The sequence below is a fragment of the Caballeronia sp. LZ024 genome (assembly GCF_031451455.1).
Lineage (GTDB): Bacteria > Pseudomonadota > Gammaproteobacteria > Burkholderiales > Burkholderiaceae > Caballeronia > Caballeronia telluris.
The window spans coordinates 45,185-63,789 of sequence record NZ_JARUXL010000004.1 but is presented as its reverse complement, the minus strand read 5'-3'; the positions used below and the strand labels follow the sequence as shown (position 1 = coordinate 63,789).

The 18,605-nt window shown below is 66.8% G+C and carries 18 protein-coding genes; 7 read left to right on the top strand and 11 right to left on the bottom strand.

What is annotated here, in order from left to right; all coding sequences use genetic code 11:
• Positions 1-7: 7 nt before the first annotated feature.
• Entirely contained in the window at positions 8-1,585 is a 1,578-nt protein-coding gene (locus QCE48_RS22475; RefSeq protein WP_309782230.1) for an aldehyde dehydrogenase (NADP(+)), read from the bottom strand.
• Between the two features lie 306 nt (positions 1,586-1,891).
• Complete coding sequence (locus tag QCE48_RS22470) at positions 1,892-3,442, bottom strand: MFS transporter (protein WP_309783753.1); 1,551 nt, start codon at positions 3,440-3,442, stop codon at positions 1,892-1,894.
• Between the two features lie 246 nt (positions 3,443-3,688).
• Here QCE48_RS22470 and QCE48_RS22465 point away from each other — a divergent pair, with 246 nt between their 5' ends.
• From QCE48_RS22465 to QCE48_RS22455, 3 genes are all read left to right on the top strand, one after another.
• The gene (locus QCE48_RS22465; RefSeq protein WP_309782229.1) at positions 3,689-4,159 is read left to right on the top strand and encodes a universal stress protein; all 471 of its coding nucleotides are present in this window, start codon (positions 3,689-3,691) and stop codon (positions 4,157-4,159) included.
• A gap of 87 nt (positions 4,160-4,246) precedes the next feature.
• Positions 4,247-4,957 (top strand): fumarate/nitrate reduction transcriptional regulator Fnr, encoded by a 711-nt coding sequence (fnr, locus tag QCE48_RS22460; protein ID WP_309782227.1) that lies wholly within the window; start codon positions 4,247-4,249, stop codon positions 4,955-4,957.
• Between the two features lie 142 nt (positions 4,958-5,099).
• Positions 5,100-6,398, top strand: a complete 1,299-nt coding sequence (locus QCE48_RS22455) for an SUMF1/EgtB/PvdO family nonheme iron enzyme (RefSeq protein ID WP_309782226.1) — start codon at positions 5,100-5,102, stop codon at positions 6,396-6,398.
• Between the two features lie 9 nt (positions 6,399-6,407).
• On the opposite strand, the gene QCE48_RS22450 is transcribed toward QCE48_RS22455, so the two are convergent.
• Together QCE48_RS22450 and QCE48_RS22445 are read right to left on the bottom strand one after the other, a co-directional pair.
• Positions 6,408-7,196 carry an aldolase gene (locus QCE48_RS22450; protein ID WP_309782224.1) on the bottom strand — a complete coding sequence of 263 codons (789 nt, stop codon included), beginning with the start codon at positions 7,194-7,196 and terminating at the stop codon, positions 6,408-6,410.
• Between the two features lie 18 nt (positions 7,197-7,214).
• Positions 7,215-7,919 (bottom strand): haloacid dehalogenase type II, encoded by a 705-nt coding sequence (locus QCE48_RS22445; RefSeq protein WP_309782222.1) that lies wholly within the window; start codon positions 7,917-7,919, stop codon positions 7,215-7,217.
• Positions 7,920-8,033: 114 nt separating this feature from the next.
• Here QCE48_RS22445 and QCE48_RS22440 point away from each other — a divergent pair, with 114 nt between their 5' ends.
• Entirely contained in the window at positions 8,034-8,894 is an 861-nt protein-coding gene (locus QCE48_RS22440) for a LysR family transcriptional regulator (protein ID WP_309782219.1), read from the top strand.
• Here the strand turns inward: QCE48_RS22440 and QCE48_RS22435 are convergent.
• Positions 8,874-9,656 carry an IclR family transcriptional regulator gene (locus tag QCE48_RS22435; RefSeq protein WP_309782217.1) on the bottom strand — a complete coding sequence of 261 codons (783 nt, stop codon included), beginning with the start codon at positions 9,654-9,656 and terminating at the stop codon, positions 8,874-8,876. The two genes, QCE48_RS22440 and QCE48_RS22435, sit on opposite strands and share 21 nt — an antisense overlap.
• 149 nt (positions 9,657-9,805) lie before the next feature.
• On the opposite strand from QCE48_RS22435, the gene QCE48_RS22430 reads away from it, so the two are divergent.
• Positions 9,806-11,173: an MFS transporter gene (locus QCE48_RS22430; RefSeq protein ID WP_309782215.1), complete on the top strand. Its 1,368-nt coding sequence runs from the start codon at positions 9,806-9,808 to the stop codon at positions 11,171-11,173.
• A 32-nt stretch (positions 11,174-11,205) separates the two neighbouring features.
• Positions 11,206-11,664: a type II 3-dehydroquinate dehydratase gene (locus QCE48_RS22425; RefSeq protein WP_087632478.1), complete on the top strand. Its 459-nt coding sequence runs from the start codon at positions 11,206-11,208 to the stop codon at positions 11,662-11,664.
• 18 nt (positions 11,665-11,682) lie between these two features.
• Here QCE48_RS22425 and QCE48_RS22420 read toward each other — a convergent pair whose 3' ends face one another.
• The 6 genes from QCE48_RS22420 to QCE48_RS22395 form a co-directional block, all read right to left on the bottom strand.
• Positions 11,683-12,291, bottom strand: a complete 609-nt coding sequence (locus tag QCE48_RS22420) for a DUF2894 domain-containing protein (RefSeq protein WP_309782212.1) — start codon at positions 12,289-12,291, stop codon at positions 11,683-11,685.
• Positions 12,284-12,931, bottom strand: a complete 648-nt coding sequence (locus QCE48_RS22415; protein ID WP_309794324.1) for an OmpA family protein — start codon at positions 12,929-12,931, stop codon at positions 12,284-12,286. The genes QCE48_RS22420 and QCE48_RS22415 overlap by 8 nt, the downstream gene beginning before the upstream one ends.
• Positions 12,928-15,285 carry a DUF802 domain-containing protein gene (locus tag QCE48_RS22410; RefSeq protein ID WP_309782209.1) on the bottom strand — a complete coding sequence of 786 codons (2,358 nt, stop codon included), beginning with the start codon at positions 15,283-15,285 and terminating at the stop codon, positions 12,928-12,930. Before QCE48_RS22410 ends, QCE48_RS22415 begins: the two co-directional genes overlap by 4 nt.
• 10 nt (positions 15,286-15,295) lie before the next feature.
• Positions 15,296-16,000, bottom strand: coding sequence for a DUF3348 domain-containing protein (locus QCE48_RS22405; protein ID WP_309782206.1), 705 nt, complete (start codon positions 15,998-16,000; stop codon positions 15,296-15,298).
• A gap of 149 nt (positions 16,001-16,149) precedes the next feature.
• Complete coding sequence (locus tag QCE48_RS22400) at positions 16,150-16,410, bottom strand: hypothetical protein (protein WP_309782204.1); 261 nt, start codon at positions 16,408-16,410, stop codon at positions 16,150-16,152.
• 44 nt (positions 16,411-16,454) lie between these two features.
• Positions 16,455-17,081 (bottom strand): H-NS histone family protein, encoded by a 627-nt coding sequence (locus QCE48_RS22395; RefSeq protein WP_309782202.1) that lies wholly within the window; start codon positions 17,079-17,081, stop codon positions 16,455-16,457.
• 77 nt (positions 17,082-17,158) lie between these two features.
• Here QCE48_RS22395 and QCE48_RS22390 point away from each other — a divergent pair, with 77 nt between their 5' ends.
• On the top strand, positions 17,159-18,577 hold the full coding sequence (locus QCE48_RS22390; protein ID WP_309782200.1) for a GGDEF domain-containing protein: 1,419 nt from the start codon (positions 17,159-17,161) through the stop codon (positions 18,575-18,577).
• Positions 18,578-18,605: the final 28 nt, after the last annotated feature.

Sequence of the window (18,605 nt, the reverse complement as noted above, 5' to 3'; positions counted from 1 at the left end):
ATGAACTTCAGTTCGGCCCGAGTTCGCCGTCCCGCAGGCGCCACAGGTTGAGCGGATTGTCGTCGGAAAGCGCTTGCGGCAGCAAGGCCGCCGGCAGGTCCTGATAGCAGACCGGCCGCAGGAACCGCTCGATCGCCAGCGCGCCGACCGAGGTCGAGCGGCTGTCGGAGGTCGCGGGAAACGGCCCGCCGTGGACCATCGCGTACGACACCTCGACGCCCGTCGGAAAGCCATTCGCGAGAATCCGCCCTACCTTGCGTTCGAGGATCGGCAAAAGGCGCTTCGCGAACTCGAAGTCGTCGCTTTCGAGATGCAGCGTCGCCGTCAACTGGCCTTCGAGATGGCGTGCGACCGCGAGCATCTCGTCCTCGTCCGCACACACGACGATCAGCGAAGTCGGCCCGAAAATCTCGTCTTCGAGCGGCGGCGTCGCGAGAAACTGCTCGGCGCTCGCCTGATAGAGCGCGGGCAGCGCGCCGCACGACGCGTCGGTCTTGGCGCCCGTCGCCACGCGCTCGACGCCCGTCTTGTCGCGCGCTTTCACGCCGTCCGCGTAGGCGGCGGCGATGCCCGCCGTGAGCATCGTCTGCGCGCCCTTTTTCTCCAGCGCGGCCGACGCGGCGTCGATGAATTCTTGCAAATGCGGCCCTTCCAGCGCGATCACGAGACCCGGATTCGTGCAGAACTGGCCGACGCCGAGCGTCACGGAATCGACGAAACCGGTGGCGAGCGTGTCCGCGCGCGCGGCGAGCGCGCCCGGCAGCGCGAAGAGCGGATTGACGCTGCTCATTTCGGCGAACACGGGAATCGGCTCGGCGCGTTTCGCGGCGATGTCGACGAGCGCCAGGCCGCCGCGCCGCGAGCCGGTGAAACCGACCGCGCGGATCGCCGGATGCGCGACGAGCGCCTCGCCGATCGCGTTGCCCGCGCCGACGACGAGCGAGAACACGCCTTCGTGCAGGCCGCTGTCGGCGACCGCTTTCTGGATCGCGCGCCCGACGAGTTCGGAAGTGCCGAGATGCGCCGGATGCGCCTTCACGACGACGGGACAGCCCGCCGCGAACGCCGACGCCGTGTCGCCCCCCGCCACCGAAAACGCGAGCGGAAAGTTGCTCGCGCCGAACACGGCGACCGGCCCGACCGGAATCTTCTGCAGACGCAGATCGGGACGCGGCAGCGGCTTGCGATCCGGTTGCGCGGAATCGAGCGTCGCGCCGATCCAGCGCCCCTCGCGCACGAGCGACGCAAACAGCTTCAACTGGCCGATCGTGCGGGCGCGCTCGCCTTCGATGCGCGCCTTCGGCAGCGCGGACTCGGCGCTCGCGCGCTCGATCAGCGCGTCGCCGAGCGCGAGGAGGTTGTCCGCGATGGCTTCGAGAAACTCCGCGCGGGTTTCGAGCGACGCGCGGCGAAACGGATCGAACGCTTCCTCCGCCAGTTCGCAGGCGCGCGCGACTTCCGCCGCGCCGCCGCCGCCGAACGCGGGCTCGAGTTCGGTGTTGCGGGCCGGGTCGAACGCCCGGAGCGTGGCGTCGGAGCCTCGCAGCGCGCTCGCGCCGATCAGCATTTCTCCGGTGATCTTCATCTCTTGCTCCTTCAAGGCGCCGGCGTGACGCTAAAGCGCCCGCGAGCTTCTATGAGTGGATGGCTGGACCGTTTGCCCGCCGCCTCGGCATTGCGCGGCCGGATGTTTCGAGGCCGCCGTCCCTTCGAGTGACTCGCGCGGCGCCGAAGCGTTCCGCTCGCTTTCATGCCGCGGCGCGATCGGCTGGTCCGGCGAGCCGATCCCGCGAACGCAAGCAAGGTCGATGCGCGGTGTCCGACAAGGGCATCGGCCGGAGCATGCTCTTTAATGACTTGTCAAACAACTAAGCGCAGTCGACGAGCAACTTCATTCCGTCGATGCGGGCGCGGCCGCCGCGGCCGGCACGGTTCCCGCCCGGCGGAAAGTGATATGAGCGATCCGCCGCACGATCAGCGCGGCGGCGAGCGCGGCGACCGCCGTCAGCATCACGCCGATGTGGATCGACTGCACGAGCGCGTCGCGCGCGGCATCGACGATCGCCTGCGCGTCGAGCCCGGTCGGACGCAAATCGGCGATAAGGCGTTGCCGCAGGCCGTCGTCGATCAGGATGCGCGGGTCGGCCACGCGCGGCAGCCAGGTCGAGGCCGCCGGCTCGCCGATCACGCGGATCGTGCGCGCGACGACGTTCGCGTAATGATGCGCCACGATCGTCGCGACGATGCTCGTTCCCAGCATGCCGCCGACCATGCGCGTCGATTGCAGCAGCGCGGTCGTGATCCCAAAGCGCTCGCGGCCCGCGATCTCCTGCCCGAACACGTTCAGATTGTTCAGGATGAAACCGAGCCCGATGCCGATGCCCGCCATCGGAATCTCGATCCAGACGTGCGGCGTCGAGGCGCGCGCGAACGACAGCGCGACCGAGGCCGCGAAGAGCAGCGTGAAACCGATCGACAGGATCAGCGTCGGTTTCGGCAGATGGATCACGATGCGCGTGTTGATCACGCTGCCGAGCGCGATGCAGGCGGCGATCGGCGTCGCGAGCAGGCCGGCCTCCTGCGGCGTCAGGCCGAAACCGCCTTGCAGCAAGAGCGGCGCGAAGAAGATCAGCGAGAACATCACGAAACCAGCGAGGAACGACAGCGTGAAGAGCGTCACGAGCTGCGAGTCGCGGAAGATGTCGAGCGGGATGATCGGATGCGTTGCGCGCTTTTCGCAGACGAAGAGCGCCGCTGCGCCCGCGATCACGCACGCGCCAAGCGCGAGATTGCCCGTCGTCAGGCCGTCCTTCGGCACCGCTTCGATCAGCGCCTGCAGACAGCCGAGCGTCACAGCGACGAGCGCGGCGCCGAGCCAGTCGATGCGCACCTCACCCTGACGCGGCCGCTGGAAAGTCGGCAGATGCGCCCAGATGAAATACAGCGCCGCGACGCCGACCGGCAGGTTGACGAGAAACGTCGAACGCCAGCCCCAGTGCTGGCTCATCCAGCCGCCGAGCGACGGCCCCGCCGCTGTGCCGATGCCGTAGGCCGCCGCCATCACGACCTGCCAGCGCACGCGGGCGCGCGGATCGGGAAAGAGATCGGGAATCGACGCGAACGCGGTGCCGACCATCATCCCGCCGCCGACGCCCTGCAGGCCGCGCGCGATCACGAGAAAGAGCATGTCGTTCGCGACGCCGCACAGCACCGACGCCACCGTGAACGTGATCACGGCCGCGATCACGAAGCGCTTGCGGCCGAAGTAGTCGCCAAGCCGCCCGAACACCGGCACCGTGACCACCGACGCCAGCAGATACGCGCTCGCGATCCACGCGTAGTACTCGAATCCGTGCAGTTCGGCGACGATCGAGGGCAGCGCCGTGCTGACGACCGTCTGATCGAGCGCGACCAGCATGTTGACCAAACCGATGCCGAGCATCGCGAAAAGGGCGTTCCGGAACGGCAGGGCGGGATTGGGCTGGGTCACGGTCGGGAGGGAGGCTGTGGGCGCCGCTTGCGGACCGCGCGTTTAAGCGCTCGCCGCAAATGACTCAGCCTGAATTGTAAGGCAACTTTTCCGCGCGCCGGTCCGCGCCAAAATCTCCGAAACATGGCACTCGTCAATACGGCACCGGTCAGATTGATTCACCTTGTCCTTATTTCCACGCCGAAAAAGGAGGTTCGCATGTTCCAACGAATCGTCGTCGCGATCGACGGAAGCCAGACGTCCCGCCGTGCGTTCGAAGCCGCGCTCGAACTCGCCGCGACGCACCGCGCCGTCCTTCAGCCGTTCTACGTGGTGGAAAGCACGCCGCTCTACTTCGACGTACCGGGCTACGATCCGTCGTCGCTGCGCACGAAGCTCGTCGAGGAAGGCACGACGCTCGGGCGCGACGCGCTCGACGCGATGAAGGCGCGCGGCGTCGAGGGCGAGGTGGCGACCGCCGAGGCGTCTTCGCTCGACGACGTCTCGTCGCTCGTGCTCGACGCCGCCCGCGCGTTCAACGCCGACCTGCTCGTGATGGGCACGCACGGCCGGAAAGGTTTTCAACGGCTGATTCTGGGCAGCGTCGCGGAACGCTGTCTCAGGCAGGCGACCTTGCCCGTGCTGTTAATTCCTTCGGCGGCCCGCGAGGGAAAAATGACCGAAGACTGATCCAGTCGGTAGATGTGACATTGCGTCACACTGGCTCGCGCGCGTTCGATGGGACAATCGTTTGTCATTTGTCAAACCGAGCGCGCCATGCAAACCGCCATCCATCCCCGTCGCCACGCTGCCCATTGCTCGAACTGCGCGATGCGTCATTTGTGCATGCCCGAAGGCCTGACGCCCGAGGAAACGGAGAAGGTCGAAGACGTCATCTCCGCGACGCGCGCCGTGCGGCGCGGCGAGGCGCTCTTTCGCACCGGCGATCCGTTCGACTCGCTCTATGCGATCCGCTCGGGCTCGATCAAGTCGGTCGTGTCGCGTGACGGCGGACGCGAACAGGTCACGGGCCTCTATCTCGGCGGCGATGCGCTCGGGCTCGACGGCATCGGCGAAAACCGGCACATGTCCACGGCGATCGCGCTCGAAGACAGTTCCGTGTGCATCGTGCCGTATGCGCGTTTCGAGCGTGTGTGCCGCGAAACCAGTTCGATCCAGCGGCGCCTGCATCAGATGATGAGCCGCGAAATCATCCGCGAAACCAATCAGTTGACGACGCTCGGCACGCTGCGCGCCGACGAGCGCGTCGCGCGCCTGTTGCTCGATTTGTCCGCGCGCTTCACGCGGCGCGGCTACGCGGCGGCGGAATTCACGCTGCGCATGACGCGCGACGACATCGGCAGCTATCTCGGCATCACGCTCGAAACCGTGAGCCGCACGCTCTCGCGCTTCCAGCAGCGCGGCCTGATCGACGCCCACGGCAAGTTCATCCGCATCCGCGACTTCGACGGGCTGCGCGCAGTCTGAACGCCGCTCGCGCCGCACGGTGGCGGCGCGTTCTGACGAATTCGCCGGAGCGTGGGATCATGGCGGGATACTCGGATTATCGGTGGCACAGCGTCTGCTACTCGACAATCTTTCGATCGTCCCGCCACGGAGACAAGGCGACATGAATCGCGACCCCGCCCCGCGCCATCCGCTGCTGGCCCGCCTCGCCGACGCGCGCCGCATCACCGATTCCCTCTTCGATACCGTCAAGCCCGAGTATCTCTATGAGCGTCCGATTGCCGAGCGGCATCGGATCGTGTTCTACATCGGGCATCTCGAAGCGTTCGACCACAACCTCTTCGACCAGCGCCTGTTCGACCTGCCGAGCGCGAATCTCGAGTACGACCGGCTGTTCGCGTTCGGGATCGATCCGGTCGACGGCGGCCTGCCGACCGATCAGCCGCACGAGTGGCCGTCGCTCGATGAGGTGCGCGCGTACACGAAGCGCATCCGCGACGAAATCGATTCGCGGCTCGATCCTGCGGAACTGGCGAAAACCGCGGCGTCGAGCGCGGAAGCCGATCCGGCGACGCTGCTCGAAGTCGCGATCGAACATCGGCTGATGCACGCCGAGACGCTCGCCTACATGCTGCATCAGTTGCCGCTCGATCATAAGACCGGGCCGTCGCCGACCGAGGAAGCCGTGCCGCCGGCCGCAGCCGAGCCGGACATGGTGCGCGTGCCCGCCGGAACCGTGACGCTCGGTCTCGATCGCGCGTCGGGCGCGTTCGGCTGGGACAACGAGTTCGGTCAACAGCGCATCGAAGTGCCCGCGTTCGCGATCGACCGCTACATGGTGACGAACGGCGAATACCTTGCGTTCGTCGATGCGGGCGGTTATGCGAATCGCGCGTACTGGAACGACGCCGACTGGGCGTGGAAGGAAAGCGAAGGCATCGCGCATCCGGCGTTCTGGGTGCGCGACGAAGCGCGCGGCGCCTGGACGCTGCGCACGATGTTCGACGAAGTCGCGCTGCCGCTCGACTGGCCGGTGTACGTGAGCCACGCGGAAGCAAGCGCGTACGCGCGCTGGGCAGGCAAGGCGCTGCCGAGCGAAGCGCAATGGCAACGCGCCGCCGAGGGCGCGCCGCTCGCGGCGGACGGAAATTTCGACTTCCGTCGCTGGGAGCCCTCGTCGGTGCGCGCGCATCCCGGCAATCGCAGCGCGTTCGGCGTGCAGGGGCAATACGGCAACGGCTGGGAATGGACGTCGACGACGTTCGGACCGCTGCCGGGCTTCGAGCCGTTTCCGTTCTATCTCGGCTATTCCGCGAATTTCTACGACGACAAGCACTTCGTGCTGAAAGGCGGATCGCCGCGCACGGCCGCGTGCATGCTGCGGCCGAGCTTTCGCAACTGGTTTCAGGCGCACTATCAGTACGTGTACGCGGGATTTCGGTGCGTGGAACGCGGCGCGTGAAGCGGCCGCTCAAACGTCGAACGGCACGCCTTGCCTGTGCAGTTCCCGCATCGCGCTGTCGAGGTGCGCGCGGGCGCTCTCCTTGTCGCCGAGACGCATTTGCTCGTAGGCACGCTGCGCGATGTCGTGCGGCACCGGCTTGAGCGGCCGGTTCCTGCTCATCGCCTTCAACTGGACTTCCGCCGCCCGCTCCAGGTAGTAAAGATCGTCCCACGCCTCCGCGATGCTCGCGCCCGCGACCATCACGCCGTGGTTCTTCAGGAACAGGATGTCGGCATCGCCCATTGCCTGCGCGATCCGGTCGCCTTCCGATGCATCCAGCGCCAAGCCGTTGTAGTTCTCATCGACGGCGGTGCGTCCATAGAACTTCAACGCCGTCTGCCCGAGCCACAAGAGCGGCGGCCCTTCCAGCAGACAGAGCGCCGTCGCGTTCGGCATGTGCGTGTGAAACGCGGCCTTCACGCGCGGCATCAGGCGATGCAGCCGCGCGTGGATATAGAAAGCCGTCGCTTCGGGCTGGCCCTCGCCTTCGATCACGTGCCCGTCGAAATCGCAGATCAAGAGCCGCGACGCGGTGATCTCGGAGAACGCGTAACCGTACGGATTGACGAAGAACAGATCGTCGTGCCCCGGAACGACCGCCGAGAAGTGATTGCAGACGCCTTCCTCGAAGCCCTTCTGCGCCGCAAGCTGAAAGCACGCCGCCAGTTCGGCACGCGCCTCGCTCACGGCGTCGGAATCGAGGCTCACGCCGCGCGGCGACGCAGTCGAACGGCCGGACAAAAACGTATGCGCCATGATCGTGGTTCCTGAAAGTTACCAGCCGAGCGATGCGAAAAGCGCCGGCACCGGGTTGAGTGTGGCGAGCGTCGCGTCGGGCGTGTAGTCGGGGAGCAGCGTGCGGCCCGTGCCGCGATCGATCCAGACGCAGCGAAAGCCGATATCGCGCGCCGCCGCGTGATCCAGATGCGGACTCGCGCAGATGTGCACGACGTCGTCCTTCGTCACGCCGAGTTGTTCGTGAGCGTAATCGAACAATTTTCGCGCCGGCTTGTACGCCCCCGCCTGCTGCGCGGTAATCACGCGGTCGATGAAGCCGCCGAGCTGCGCGACGTTGCCCGCGATGATGTCGTCGTCGGTATTCGACACGATGCACAGACGATAGCCGTCTTCCTTCAGCCGGCGCAACGTGTCGACCACTTCGGGAAACGGCGGCATCGCGGAAATGCGGCGCGTGAGCACGCCCGCGTCGTCTTCGCTGCCCGGCAGGCCGAGTTCCTCCAGCGCGAGACGCAGGCCGTCGCCAGCCACTTCGCGAAACGAGCGATGAGGCGGCGTCTGTTCCAACGCGTGCTCGTGACGGTCATAGACCTCGATGAGCCTCGCCGGATCGACATCGTGGCCGGGCTTGGTGCGCAGAATGTCGCGCACCGCCGACTGCAAACCTTCGTCCCACTGGATCAGCGTTCCGTAGCAATCGAAGGTGAGCCACAGCGGACGGCTCGTGTTGTTCAAGGACATGGCGTACTCCGTTGAGGTGTCGTAGGCCTGAAGCGTACGGAAATCAGCCAGCATTTGAAAATTAAATTAAACTCTCGGCATCAGTTGAAACGCAAATATCGAAGCGAGCCGACCATGCTGGATCTCGAACTCCTGAACACGCTGATCTGCGTCGTCGACGAAGGCAGCTTTACGCGCGCGGGCGAGCGCGTGCACCGCACGCAGTCAACGGTCAGCCAACAGGTGCGCAAGCTTGAGGCGTCCGTCGGGCGCACGCTGCTTCTGCGCGACCGCACCGGCAACCAGGTCACGGCGACCGAGCACGGCGAGATGCTCGCGCATTACGCGCGGCGGCTGCTGGCGCTGTCACAGGAAGCGCAGGACGCGCTCGCGAGCGAGGTCAAACTGACGCCAGTGCGCATCGGCGTGCCGGAGGATTTCGACGCGCGGCGCATGTCGGCGATGCTGTCGGGCTTCGTCAGGGCGAAACCCGGCGTGCGGCTGGAGACGGTCGCGGGAATGAGCGTCGATCTGCAACGCAAACTTGCTGGCGGCGAAATCGAGATCGCGCTGGTCAAACGCGAGCCGGGCAGCGGCGAATGCCTCGCGTCCTGGCCGGAATCGCTTGTCTGGGTGGGAGGCGACCGTGCGGAACCGCCCGACGAACCGGCGGACGACCCCATCCCGCTGGCGCTGTTTCCGCAGGGCTGCGTGTACAGGCAACGCGCGATCCGCAGCCTCGACAAGGCCGGGCGGCGCTGGCGCATTGCGTTCGGGAGCCAGAGTCTCACCGGGATTCAGGCGGCGGTGTCGTCGGGACTGGGGATTTCCGTACTGCCCACCACCGCGGTGCTGCCCGAGCATCGCGTGTGCACCGGATTGCCGCCTCTTCCGCCGACGGAACTCGCGCTCGTGACCTCAGGCGGCGTGCTCAACGCGCTGCAGAAGGCGCTCGTCGATTTCCTGCGCGCGGAACTAGCGACTTCCGTTGAATAGCGGCGACGCAAGGCTCGCCGCCGCTAGCTCCGATGCCGCCGCGAGCAGCGTCGGTCCAAGGTTTTCCATGCGCTTTTCGTCGAGCCGCACGAGCGGCCCCGCGATGCTGATCACGCCGATCGCCGGATAGCCTCGCCGCTGCACGGGCGCCGCCATCGCGGTCATCCCCGGCGCAAAAACCTGGTCGATGGTCGCATAGCCGCGCTTTCTCGCCGCGTGAATGAATTCGAGCAAGCCCTGCACCGTCGTCGGCGCCTTCGGCCCGTATTGCTTCGGCTGCCCGAAACCCTGTCGCGACACGAGTTCGAGCGCGCGTTCGTCGGACATCGTCATCATCCACGCGTGACCCGTCGCGCTGCACGAAAGGATCGTGTCCATGCCCATGTCGGGGTCGTAGCGCAGTCCTTTCAGCGCACCCTGCGCCTTCGCGACCCACGTGATGCGGTCGCCATCGACGATCGCGAGCCGCACCAGTTCGCCCGATTTTTCCGCGAGCCGGTCGAGCATCGTCTGCGCAATATCGACGATGCCGGACGTCGCCAGAAAGCCGAGTCCCAGGCCGACGAGCTTGGTCGTGAGCACGTAGTCGCCATGCTCGCGCAACTGCCGGACGTAGCCGCACTGCTTGAGATCGACGAGCAGCCGGTGACACGCGCTGCGCGGAATATCGAGTTCAGCGGAAATGAGCGCGAGCGGCGTGCCTTCCATCTGCGTCGCGAGATATTCGAGAACGGCGAGCGTGCGCTCGGTAACGCCGGGCATGTCTGTCTCCGTGGTTTTATCCGCCAATCCTTGCACATTATGAGATGAAATTCCACCCTGGAACGCCATCCCAGGCACCGGTGATAGTCTTGCCGCACGGTGCGAAAAACACATGCGCACCGACGACATGGCTAAAGAGAGGAGACAACATGGTTCACGACACAGCAGACGCCCACGCCGCGATGCGTACGCGCGCCGTCACCGCCGCGGCGGTCGGCACGGCGCTCGAATGGTTCGATTTCACGCTTTACGGCGCACTGGCCGCCACGGTTTTGCCAAAGCTTTTCTTCCCCGCGATGGACCCGACGACCGCGCTTCTGGCATCGCTCGCGACGTTCGGCGTCGGACTGGCGGCGCGGCCACTCGGCGCGATCATCTGCGGGCACCTCGGCGACAAGCTCGGCCGACGCAACCTGATGCTCGGCACGGTCTCGGTGATGGGACTTTCGTCGATGCTGATGGGCATTCTTCCGACCTACGCGAGCATCGGCTTGTGGGCGCCAGTGCTGCTCGTGATCCTGCGCATCCTTCAGGGCTTCGCGCTCGGCGGCGAATCGACGGGCGCGCAGTTGATGGCAATCGAACACGCGAGCCCCGACCGGCGCGGCAAGTATTCGGGCCTGCTCGGACTGTGCTCGCCGCTCAGCCAGATCATGGCGAACGGCGCGCTGCTGTTGCTGTCGTCGCTGATGTCGGCCGACGCGTTCGATGCCTACGGCTGGCGCATTCCTTTCGTGTTGAGCTTCGTGCTGATCGTGGTCGGCGTGTATATCCGGCTGAAGGTCAGCGAGACGCCCGCGTTCGTCGAGCTTCGCAAGACGCAGGTCGTGCAGGTCGCGAGCCCGCTGCGCGACGCGCTGCGCCTGCACTGGCGCACCGTGCTGCGCTGGATGCTGTTCTTCTGCGGACCGGCCGCGATCTTCTACCTGATCGTGGTGTTTTCGCTCAGCTACATCACGAAGACGCTCGCCGTGCCGAAGCAGACCGGCTTCCTGCTGCTGATGGGCGCGAATGTTTGCGCGATCGTCGGCGCGCTGGCGGGCGGCATGCTGAGCGACAGGATCGGCCGCCGCAAGGCGCTCGCGATCGGTTCGACCGCGACGCTCGTCATGCTCTTCTTCTACTTCCAGATTCTCGATACGAAGAGCTTCCTGCCGATGCTCGCCGCAATGGGCTTCTTCCTCGGCTTCACGCAGTTCCAGAGCGGCATTCAACCGGTTGCGTTCGCGGAAGCCTTTCCCACCAACGTGCGCTACTCCGGCTCGGCGCTCGCCTACACCGGCGCGAATCTCGTCGCGGGCGGCCCGATGCCGGTGCTCGCCGTGTGGCTCTTCGCGCTGTGCAACGGATCGCCGTGGGGCGTCGTCGCCGTGTGCGTCGCGTTCAACGTGATCTCGCTGATCGCGATCCTGACCGCGCCCGAAACGCTCGGCATCGACATGAACCGCACGGATTCGGCGGCGCAGATCGTCGGCGACGACGACTACGCGCCGGCGAGCATGAGCAACAGCCACTGAGCCCGCACCGATTATTTAAAGTGAGTATTGCAATGAATGAACTCGTCTATGTCCTGAACGGCTCGAACCTGAACATGCTGGGCAAGCGCGAACCGCATCTGTACGGCACCACGACGCTCGCGCGCGTGCAGCAGGAAGTCGAGGCGCTCGCGGGGCGGCTGGAACTCGCGTGCGAATTCCGGCAGACCAACAGCGAAGCGACGATGGTCGACTGGCTTCAGGAAGCGTTCGAACGCGACGCCGGCGTGATCATCAATCCGGCGGGATTTTCGTTCGCGTCGGTGCCGGTGCTCGATGCCGTCAAGCTCGTGCAGAAACCGCTGATCGAACTGCACATCACCAATATCCACAAGCGCGACGAGACGTACCGGCACTCGCTGGTGTCGAAGGCGGCGATGGCGGTGATCTGCGGACTGGGCGTCGACGGTTATCTCGTCGCCCTCCAGGCGATGGCGACGGCGCTCAGGAAGAACTCGCCGTTCGCCGGCTGAGCGGTTGCGCGACCGCGTTCAGCGCGGTCTTGCCCGGGCGTTCTTGCGGGCGTTCGCGGCGCGCGGCGCGTCTTTCGTCGCCGGGGCGCCCGCGCCGTTCAACTGCTCCATCCACGACAGCGCGTCGACGTAAGAGAGGAAATGCTGGAGATAGCCCGGCGAAAGCTCGCGCATCAGCGAGAGCGACCGGTGCACGAGGCTGCTGGAGTTGAGCGGTCCCGCATTGCCGGGCACCTGCTCCAGCGATTGCCGCACTTGTTTGTCGGCGCTGACACTCGACCAGGTTTGCCGGAAGTATTCGAGCAGTTCCAGTTCCGGATACGAGGCCCGGCCGCCGGCCGGCGCCTCGTTTTCGATGTGATCCAGCAAGTCGCCGAGCGGTCCGCGTGACGGTTTCGCGCCAGCGTTTGCATTGGCGTTTGCGTCTGCTTTTTCCACCTCCGCCGCGTACGCTTCCAGCAGCCCGGCGAGCCGCTCGTCGAGCACGCGCCGCGCCTCGCCGTTCTGCGCGGCCGCCCGCCGCTCCAGCGCCTCGATGAATCGAAAGCGCACGGAATCCAGCCCATCGGCGCCGCGCTCGCGCCACGCGTCGAGCATCGTCCGGGCGCGGGTTTCGGCGTTAGTCACGGGCTTTCACCGCTGCATTCGACGGGCGCGGGATCGGCGCGATTTCGACGCGGCGGTTCTTCGCGCGTCCGCCGTCGTCGGCGTTCGAACTGACCGGCTGCTCGGAACCGAACGCCGCCGCGAAGACCGACGACGACGGCATGCCCTCCGCGATCAGCGCCCGCGTCACCGTCAGCGCGCGTTCGGCGGACAGCTCCCAGTTGTCGGCGAAACGCTTGTTGCCGTCGCGGACCTGCCGGTCGTCGGTGAAGCCGCTGACCATCAGAATCTCGTCGTGCGACCGCAGATAGACGGAGAGCGGCCCGGCGAGACTTTTCAGGATTTCCCTGCCCTCGGGCCGCAACTGATCGGAATTCAGCGCGAACAGCACGCTGCCGCTGATGCCGATGCGCCCGTTGACGAGCGTCACGCGCCCCGCCGCCAGCGGCCCGGCGAGCGCCTGTTCCAGCGTCTTGCGGCGCTGGGTTTCCATCTGGCGCTGCTTGACCTCATGCTCCAGCCGGGTCGAAAGCTCCAGTTGCACGCCGATCACACCGACCAGAATCAGCACGAAAGCGCCGATCAGCACCGACATCAGGTCGCCGAAAGCGGCCCAGATCGGTGTCGTGGGCGCGACGCCGCCGTCGATCTCCTCGTTCATGCTGCCTTGGCTCCCGCCGACGCCCGCCGGCCGGCAAGCTGCTGCAAATCTTCGACGATCTGTTTCTGCGACAGCATGCTCAGGTCGATGACCTCCCGCGCCTGCGCCACGTAATAGGCAAGCTGTTCGTCACTGCGGGCGAGCGACTTGTCGAGCGCGCCTTCGATGCGCTCGAGGTGCGTCACGAGCTTGTCGTTCGATTCGCCGAACGCCTGCACCGCCGCGCCGAACGCCTCGCCGAGGCTCGCCACTTCGACCGCGCTGCCGGTGACCTGCGCGGCCACCGCGGCCATCCTGTCCGTCTCGGCTTCGATCTTGTCGGCGAAGCGCGTGCCGACGCGATCCAGCAGATCCGCCGACGTCGAAACCAGCGCATCGACGGCCGAGCGTTGCTCGGTCGAGGCGTGGTTCACGGCGTCGAGGAGCGTTTCCAGCGTCGCCAGCAGGCGGCTGCGTTCTTCCAGCATGGCGGTGTCGCGGACCATGCTGTCGGAGAGCTTCTGGCGCAGTTCCGCGACGACTTCCGCCGCCGCCTTCGGCGCTTCCGACGCCGCCTGCACGAGCCGCCCGATCTCGGCGATCGTGTCGCTGGCGTGCGAGCGCGTCTCGTCGGATACGTCGCGCGCGGTTTGCGCGAGCGCGTCGCAGATTTCCTGTTGCCGGCTCGCCGCGGACGCGCTGGTCTGCTGGAACTCTTGACTCAGCTTCGCGGCCATTGCGGCGAGCGCCTCGGTCCACGCCGTCAGCCGCTCCTGATCCCGCGCCGCGAGTTGCGCCTGAAGGTCCGCCGCGGCCTTGGGCGCCTGCGCCGCCGCCTGCACCAGCCGGTCGATTTCCGCGATCGTTTCGTCCGCGTGCGCGCGCGTCTGGGTCGAGATGTCGCGCGCGGTTTGCGCGAGCGCGTCGCAGATCTGCTGCTGGCGGTTCGCGGTTTCGCCGCTTGCCTGCTGCCAATCGTCGCTCAGTTTCGCGGCCATCGCGCCGAGCGTCCCGGCCCAGACGGCGAGGCGCGCCTCGTCGCGCGAGGCGAGTTCGCCCTGCAACGCCGCATGCGACTGCCCCACGCCGTGCAGCAGCGACGCCGAATGTCGCTCGAAGGTCGCGGCGGCGGCCGCCAAGGCCTGCTGGTTCTCGCCCGCGAGCTTCTCGCTGGCGCGTTCCTGCCGCGACACCGCCTGATTCCACGCGTCCGACACGCTTTGCGTCGACGCTTCCAGGCGCGTCGAGACGCCGTTGAGGAGCGCTGCGGAGCGTTGTTCGAACGTCTGCGTGTATCGATCCAGCGAAGCACGCAAATCGCCGGCGAGCGTCTCGCTGGATTGCCGATGCCCCGCCAGCGCTTCTTTCCAGAGATCCGCGACGGTCGCGGTCGCCGACTCGAAGCCGGTGGACATGCCATCGAGATGCTTCTGCACGGCCTCGGAGACGCTCGCGTGCAGCGAGGCCGTCTCGCGCGCGAGACCGGCCATCGTGGCTTCCATCACCGGTTGCAGCGCGGCACCGGCCGCTCGCGCGCTGTCCGCGACGCTCCGCCTCAACGACTGCTCCACCGACGAAGCGAGTCGTCCGTACACCGTTTCGGTCCTGCCGTGGAAGGCCTCCTGGCTCGCGAGCTGACGTTCGTTCAACGCGAGGCTTTGCTGCTCGATGGCGCCCATCATCGTTTGCAGCCGGTCGACGAGCGTCGGCATCAGATCGGCCTGCCGCTGCAGGAGCCTGAAACTTTCCTCGCGCTGATGGCTTTGCGAGTAGACGCGCAAGGTCGTCGCGATTTTCGCGTCGAGCAGATGCGCCGCCTCGATCCGCTCGCGGCGGCACAACGCCGAAAGCAGCCCGAGCATCGCGGATGTCGCAACGCCCGCGATCGAAGTGCCGAATGCGAAGCCGAGTCCCTTGACCGGCGCAGCGAGCGATTCGCGGATCGCCTGGAGATCGGTGGCGCTTTGCAGCGCGAGCCCGGTGCCCCGGAGCGTCGCCACCATGCCGAGCAGCGTGCCGAGCATGCCGAGCAGCACGAGCAGACCGACCAGATACGGCGTCAGCGACGGGCCGGGCAACGCCACGCGCTCGCCCTCGATACGCAGACGGACCGCATTGCGCAAGCCGGGATGCAAGGTGTCGAGCCAGACGCCGAGCCTCGGCGGCGGCGCGCTCAGGCTCGCGACCGCGCGCGTGAGGGTCGCGGTGGCCTGCTGGTAGCGCTGCAATTCGAGCGCGCCCGCGAGATAGCAGGCGCCGACCAGCATCGTGACGGCCAGCGCAAGCAGGTTCGAACCGACGTAACCGGCACCGATCCAGCACACGGCGACCAGACCGACGACAAAAACAACGAGATTGATCAGATTTCTGGACATGGCGTCTCAGTCAGCGGGTACGAAGGGCGGCAAGCAGCCCTTCGACCGGTTGTATACGAACATCCAGTTCGGCGAGCAAAACGCTCTGCATATCCTTGCGGAACACGTCGAGCCACGCGACGGGCGCGTTATCGACGGTTGCGAGGGCCTCGGCGTCCGCGAGCGCCGCCTGCCCGGCCTCGCGCAGACGCTCGAAATGCTTGCCGAGCCATGACGGCACGGTCGCCAGCACGTTGTGCTCACGCGCGCCCAGCGCCTGCTCCATCACGGCATCGACCATCGCGAGCCGCGTCATCCCGGGCGTCCCGGCTGCCAGCTTCGCGCGCAGACGGCCGCGCAGGCTGCCGATGCCCGTCTCCATCGTCTGTTGCAGGGAGAGATAGCGTTGACGGAAAACCGCGTAGTCCGTGGGTGCTTCTTCGCGCCGGCGGCTCGTCGCGAAGGCGCTGTCGCCCGCGATCGACTTCGCCAGCGACGCGCGCAAACGCGCGCATTCGTGCTCTTCGGCGCTGCCGTCCGTCCGCGCGCCGGGCGCGCCGGCGGGCAAATCGCCGTTTAACGCCGTCGACAGCGCGATCGCGTCCGTCCAGCCGAGCCACTGGCTCAGCCGGTCCGAAAGCGATTGTCCGGAATCGGGAACATCGACGTCCGTCAGACGCGCAAGCAAGCGGATGAGGGCCGGACCGCCATGAACCGTGCGCTGGGAGGCTTGCACCGTGCCACCAATGTCAAAAAAGTCAGCAGTTTACACGGTCGCGGAGGGCGGGCCGCCGGTTTTCGAGACGCGGTTTGCCTGAACAAACGGCGAAAATCCGCGTCGGCCCGGCCGGCGGCGGTTCCCGGCGGCGAGCGCGTGCTGGAAATTTACCCGACGTCCTCGTCGTTCATTTGCTTGAGCTTGCGGCGGTCTTCGTTCGCACGCCGCGCGCGCAGACGTTGCCGCGACAGGACCGTGATGACCTCGTTGGTCGTCGCGCCCGCCGGGACTTCGTTGCGGATCTTTTCGGGCACCATCGGCAGACCCGCGCGCTCGCGTCGCAACGCACGGGCGATGGCGCTCCGGCACGCGTCGCCGTGACAATCCCATTCGTCGCGGATTCTGGCGCAGTATCGGCACTTTTCCATGTGCTGATCGCTCGGGAGGCGGTGGCAGTCGCCCGGTGGCGCGTTCAGCCGGCGTCGGGGAAAAGCGACGCTTGCGCGCCCGCCGTCGCCTCGGCATCGGCACGCTCGGATATCCGATACGCCTCGCGGTCCTTCCCGGCGATCCAGTGCGGCGCGCGTCCCCGGCCGCTCCACGTCGCGCCGGTGAGCGGGTCGCGATATTTCGCCGCGCCTTCCGGCGGCTGCGCGGGCTCGGGCGCCGGCTTCCGGCCGATCAGGTCGTGCAGGCTGATTCCGTACTCGCGCATTTTCTGAACGATTTCGATCAGGGCGAGCCGTGCTTCTTTTTCGCGTGCTTCTGACAACTGCTGCTCGAGTGCGTTGCGTTGCGCGAGCAACTCGGAGACTTGCGGACTGGTATATGCCATTGGATTTCGAAGGAGTGGACGATGTTCGAAGTTTTCGAATTTGAGTCGAAGCCCCCGCGACTGTTCGCGCGGGCGGATAACGATGACGTCGGGGCGACGGGCTTGCCGGAGAAAGGCGAACTGGCTCGATTCGGGGCTGCGCGTGCTGAAAAAGCAGGCGACCGTCGACTGCGATCTTAATACATTTGATTTTACGCGATTAAAGTTTGCCAATCGGCGCGCCATTTCCGCGATACGAACCGTGCGTGCCTTGCGCCGGTACAATCTCCATTCCGTCTCCGTCGTTCACGTCCGGCACGAACGAGTTCCGCACAACGCCCGCCGCGTAATCGCCCGGTTTCATGGAAGCGACTCTCCTCAACGTTCTTTCGACGAAGCGTCATCGATTGTCCGCAGCCTGCACGGCGGCCGCGGTGCTGCTGGCCGCCGTCCTCGTGTGGCCGCACGCGAGGACGCAGGCCGCCGTCGTCGTGCCGTTCCTGCCGATCTTCGCCACCTGGGTGACGCTGACCGAGGGTCTCACCGCCTTTCTCCTCTGGACGCAGTACCGCATCTCGGGCCGCCTCTTTCTCGCGGCGCTCGCCGGCGCCTACGCCTTCGTCAGCCTGACCGCCGCGATCCAGCTCTTCGTCTTTCCCGGTGTTTTCACGCCCGCCGGCCTCTTCGGCGCGGGGCCGCAAAGCGCAATCTGGATCTGGGTCTTCTGGCACGGCGGCTTCCCGGCGCTCGTCATCGTCGCGCTCGCGGTGCGCGCGCGCCTGCACGCCGCCGTCGAAGATCCGGACGAACGGCACGCGCGCGGTGCGCTCGTCATCGCCGGCGCGCTCGCGCTGAGCGCCGTGGTGTGCGCGGCATCGGTCTATGACGGCGGCTTGCTGCCGAACCTCATCTCGGGCGCGTCTTACGCGCAGTTGTCGGGCAACCCCGTCGCGATGCTCGTCGAGGCGTTGTGTTTCGCCGCCCTCGGCCTGCACGTTTCCACGACGCGTCTGCGCACGCTGATGGACCTGTGGCTCGCGATCGCTCTGCTCGCCGGACTCGTCGACGTCGTGCTGACGCTTAACGCCGGCGCACGATACAGCGTCGGCTGGTATGCGGCGCGGGTCGCGTCGATGGGCTCGGCGAGCGCCGTGCTCGGCATGCTGGTGTACGAGACGAGCGGCCTCTACCGCAACCTGAGCGAAGCGCACCGGGCGCTCAAGGAGTCGGCGGCGCGCGACGGCCTCACGTCGCTCTTCAACCGCGCCTGTTTCGACGAACGCTATCCGCGCGAACTCGCGATGACCGCCGCCTCGGGTCAGCCGCTCACGCTGCTCCTGATCGACGTCGATCACTTCAAGCGCTACAACGACACCTTCGGCCATCAGGCAGGCGACGACTGCCTGCGGCGCGTCGCGCGCGAGCTCGCCGTCACGCTGCGGCGTCAGGGCGACTTCGTCGCGCGCTACGGCGGCGAGGAATTCGTCGCCGTGCTGCCGGGCTGCGACCGCCCGGCGGGACGCGCGATCGCCGAGTCGATGCGCCGCGCCGTCGTCGCGATGAAGCTGCGCGGGCCGCTCGACGAAGCGTCGCTCGTCACCATTTCGATCGGCTGCGCGTCTTCGACTGCGCGCACGCCGGCGGGACCGGCCGCCCTCGTCGCGCTCGCGGACGCCGCGCTCTATCGCGCGAAGGCGCTCGGCCGGAACCGCGTCGAGGAAGCGGACGAAGGCGCGTCGCACGGCATCGCCCGGACGCAAGCGACGAAGCGACCCGGCTGAAAACCGCCAGAATTTGCGCGGCGACGGG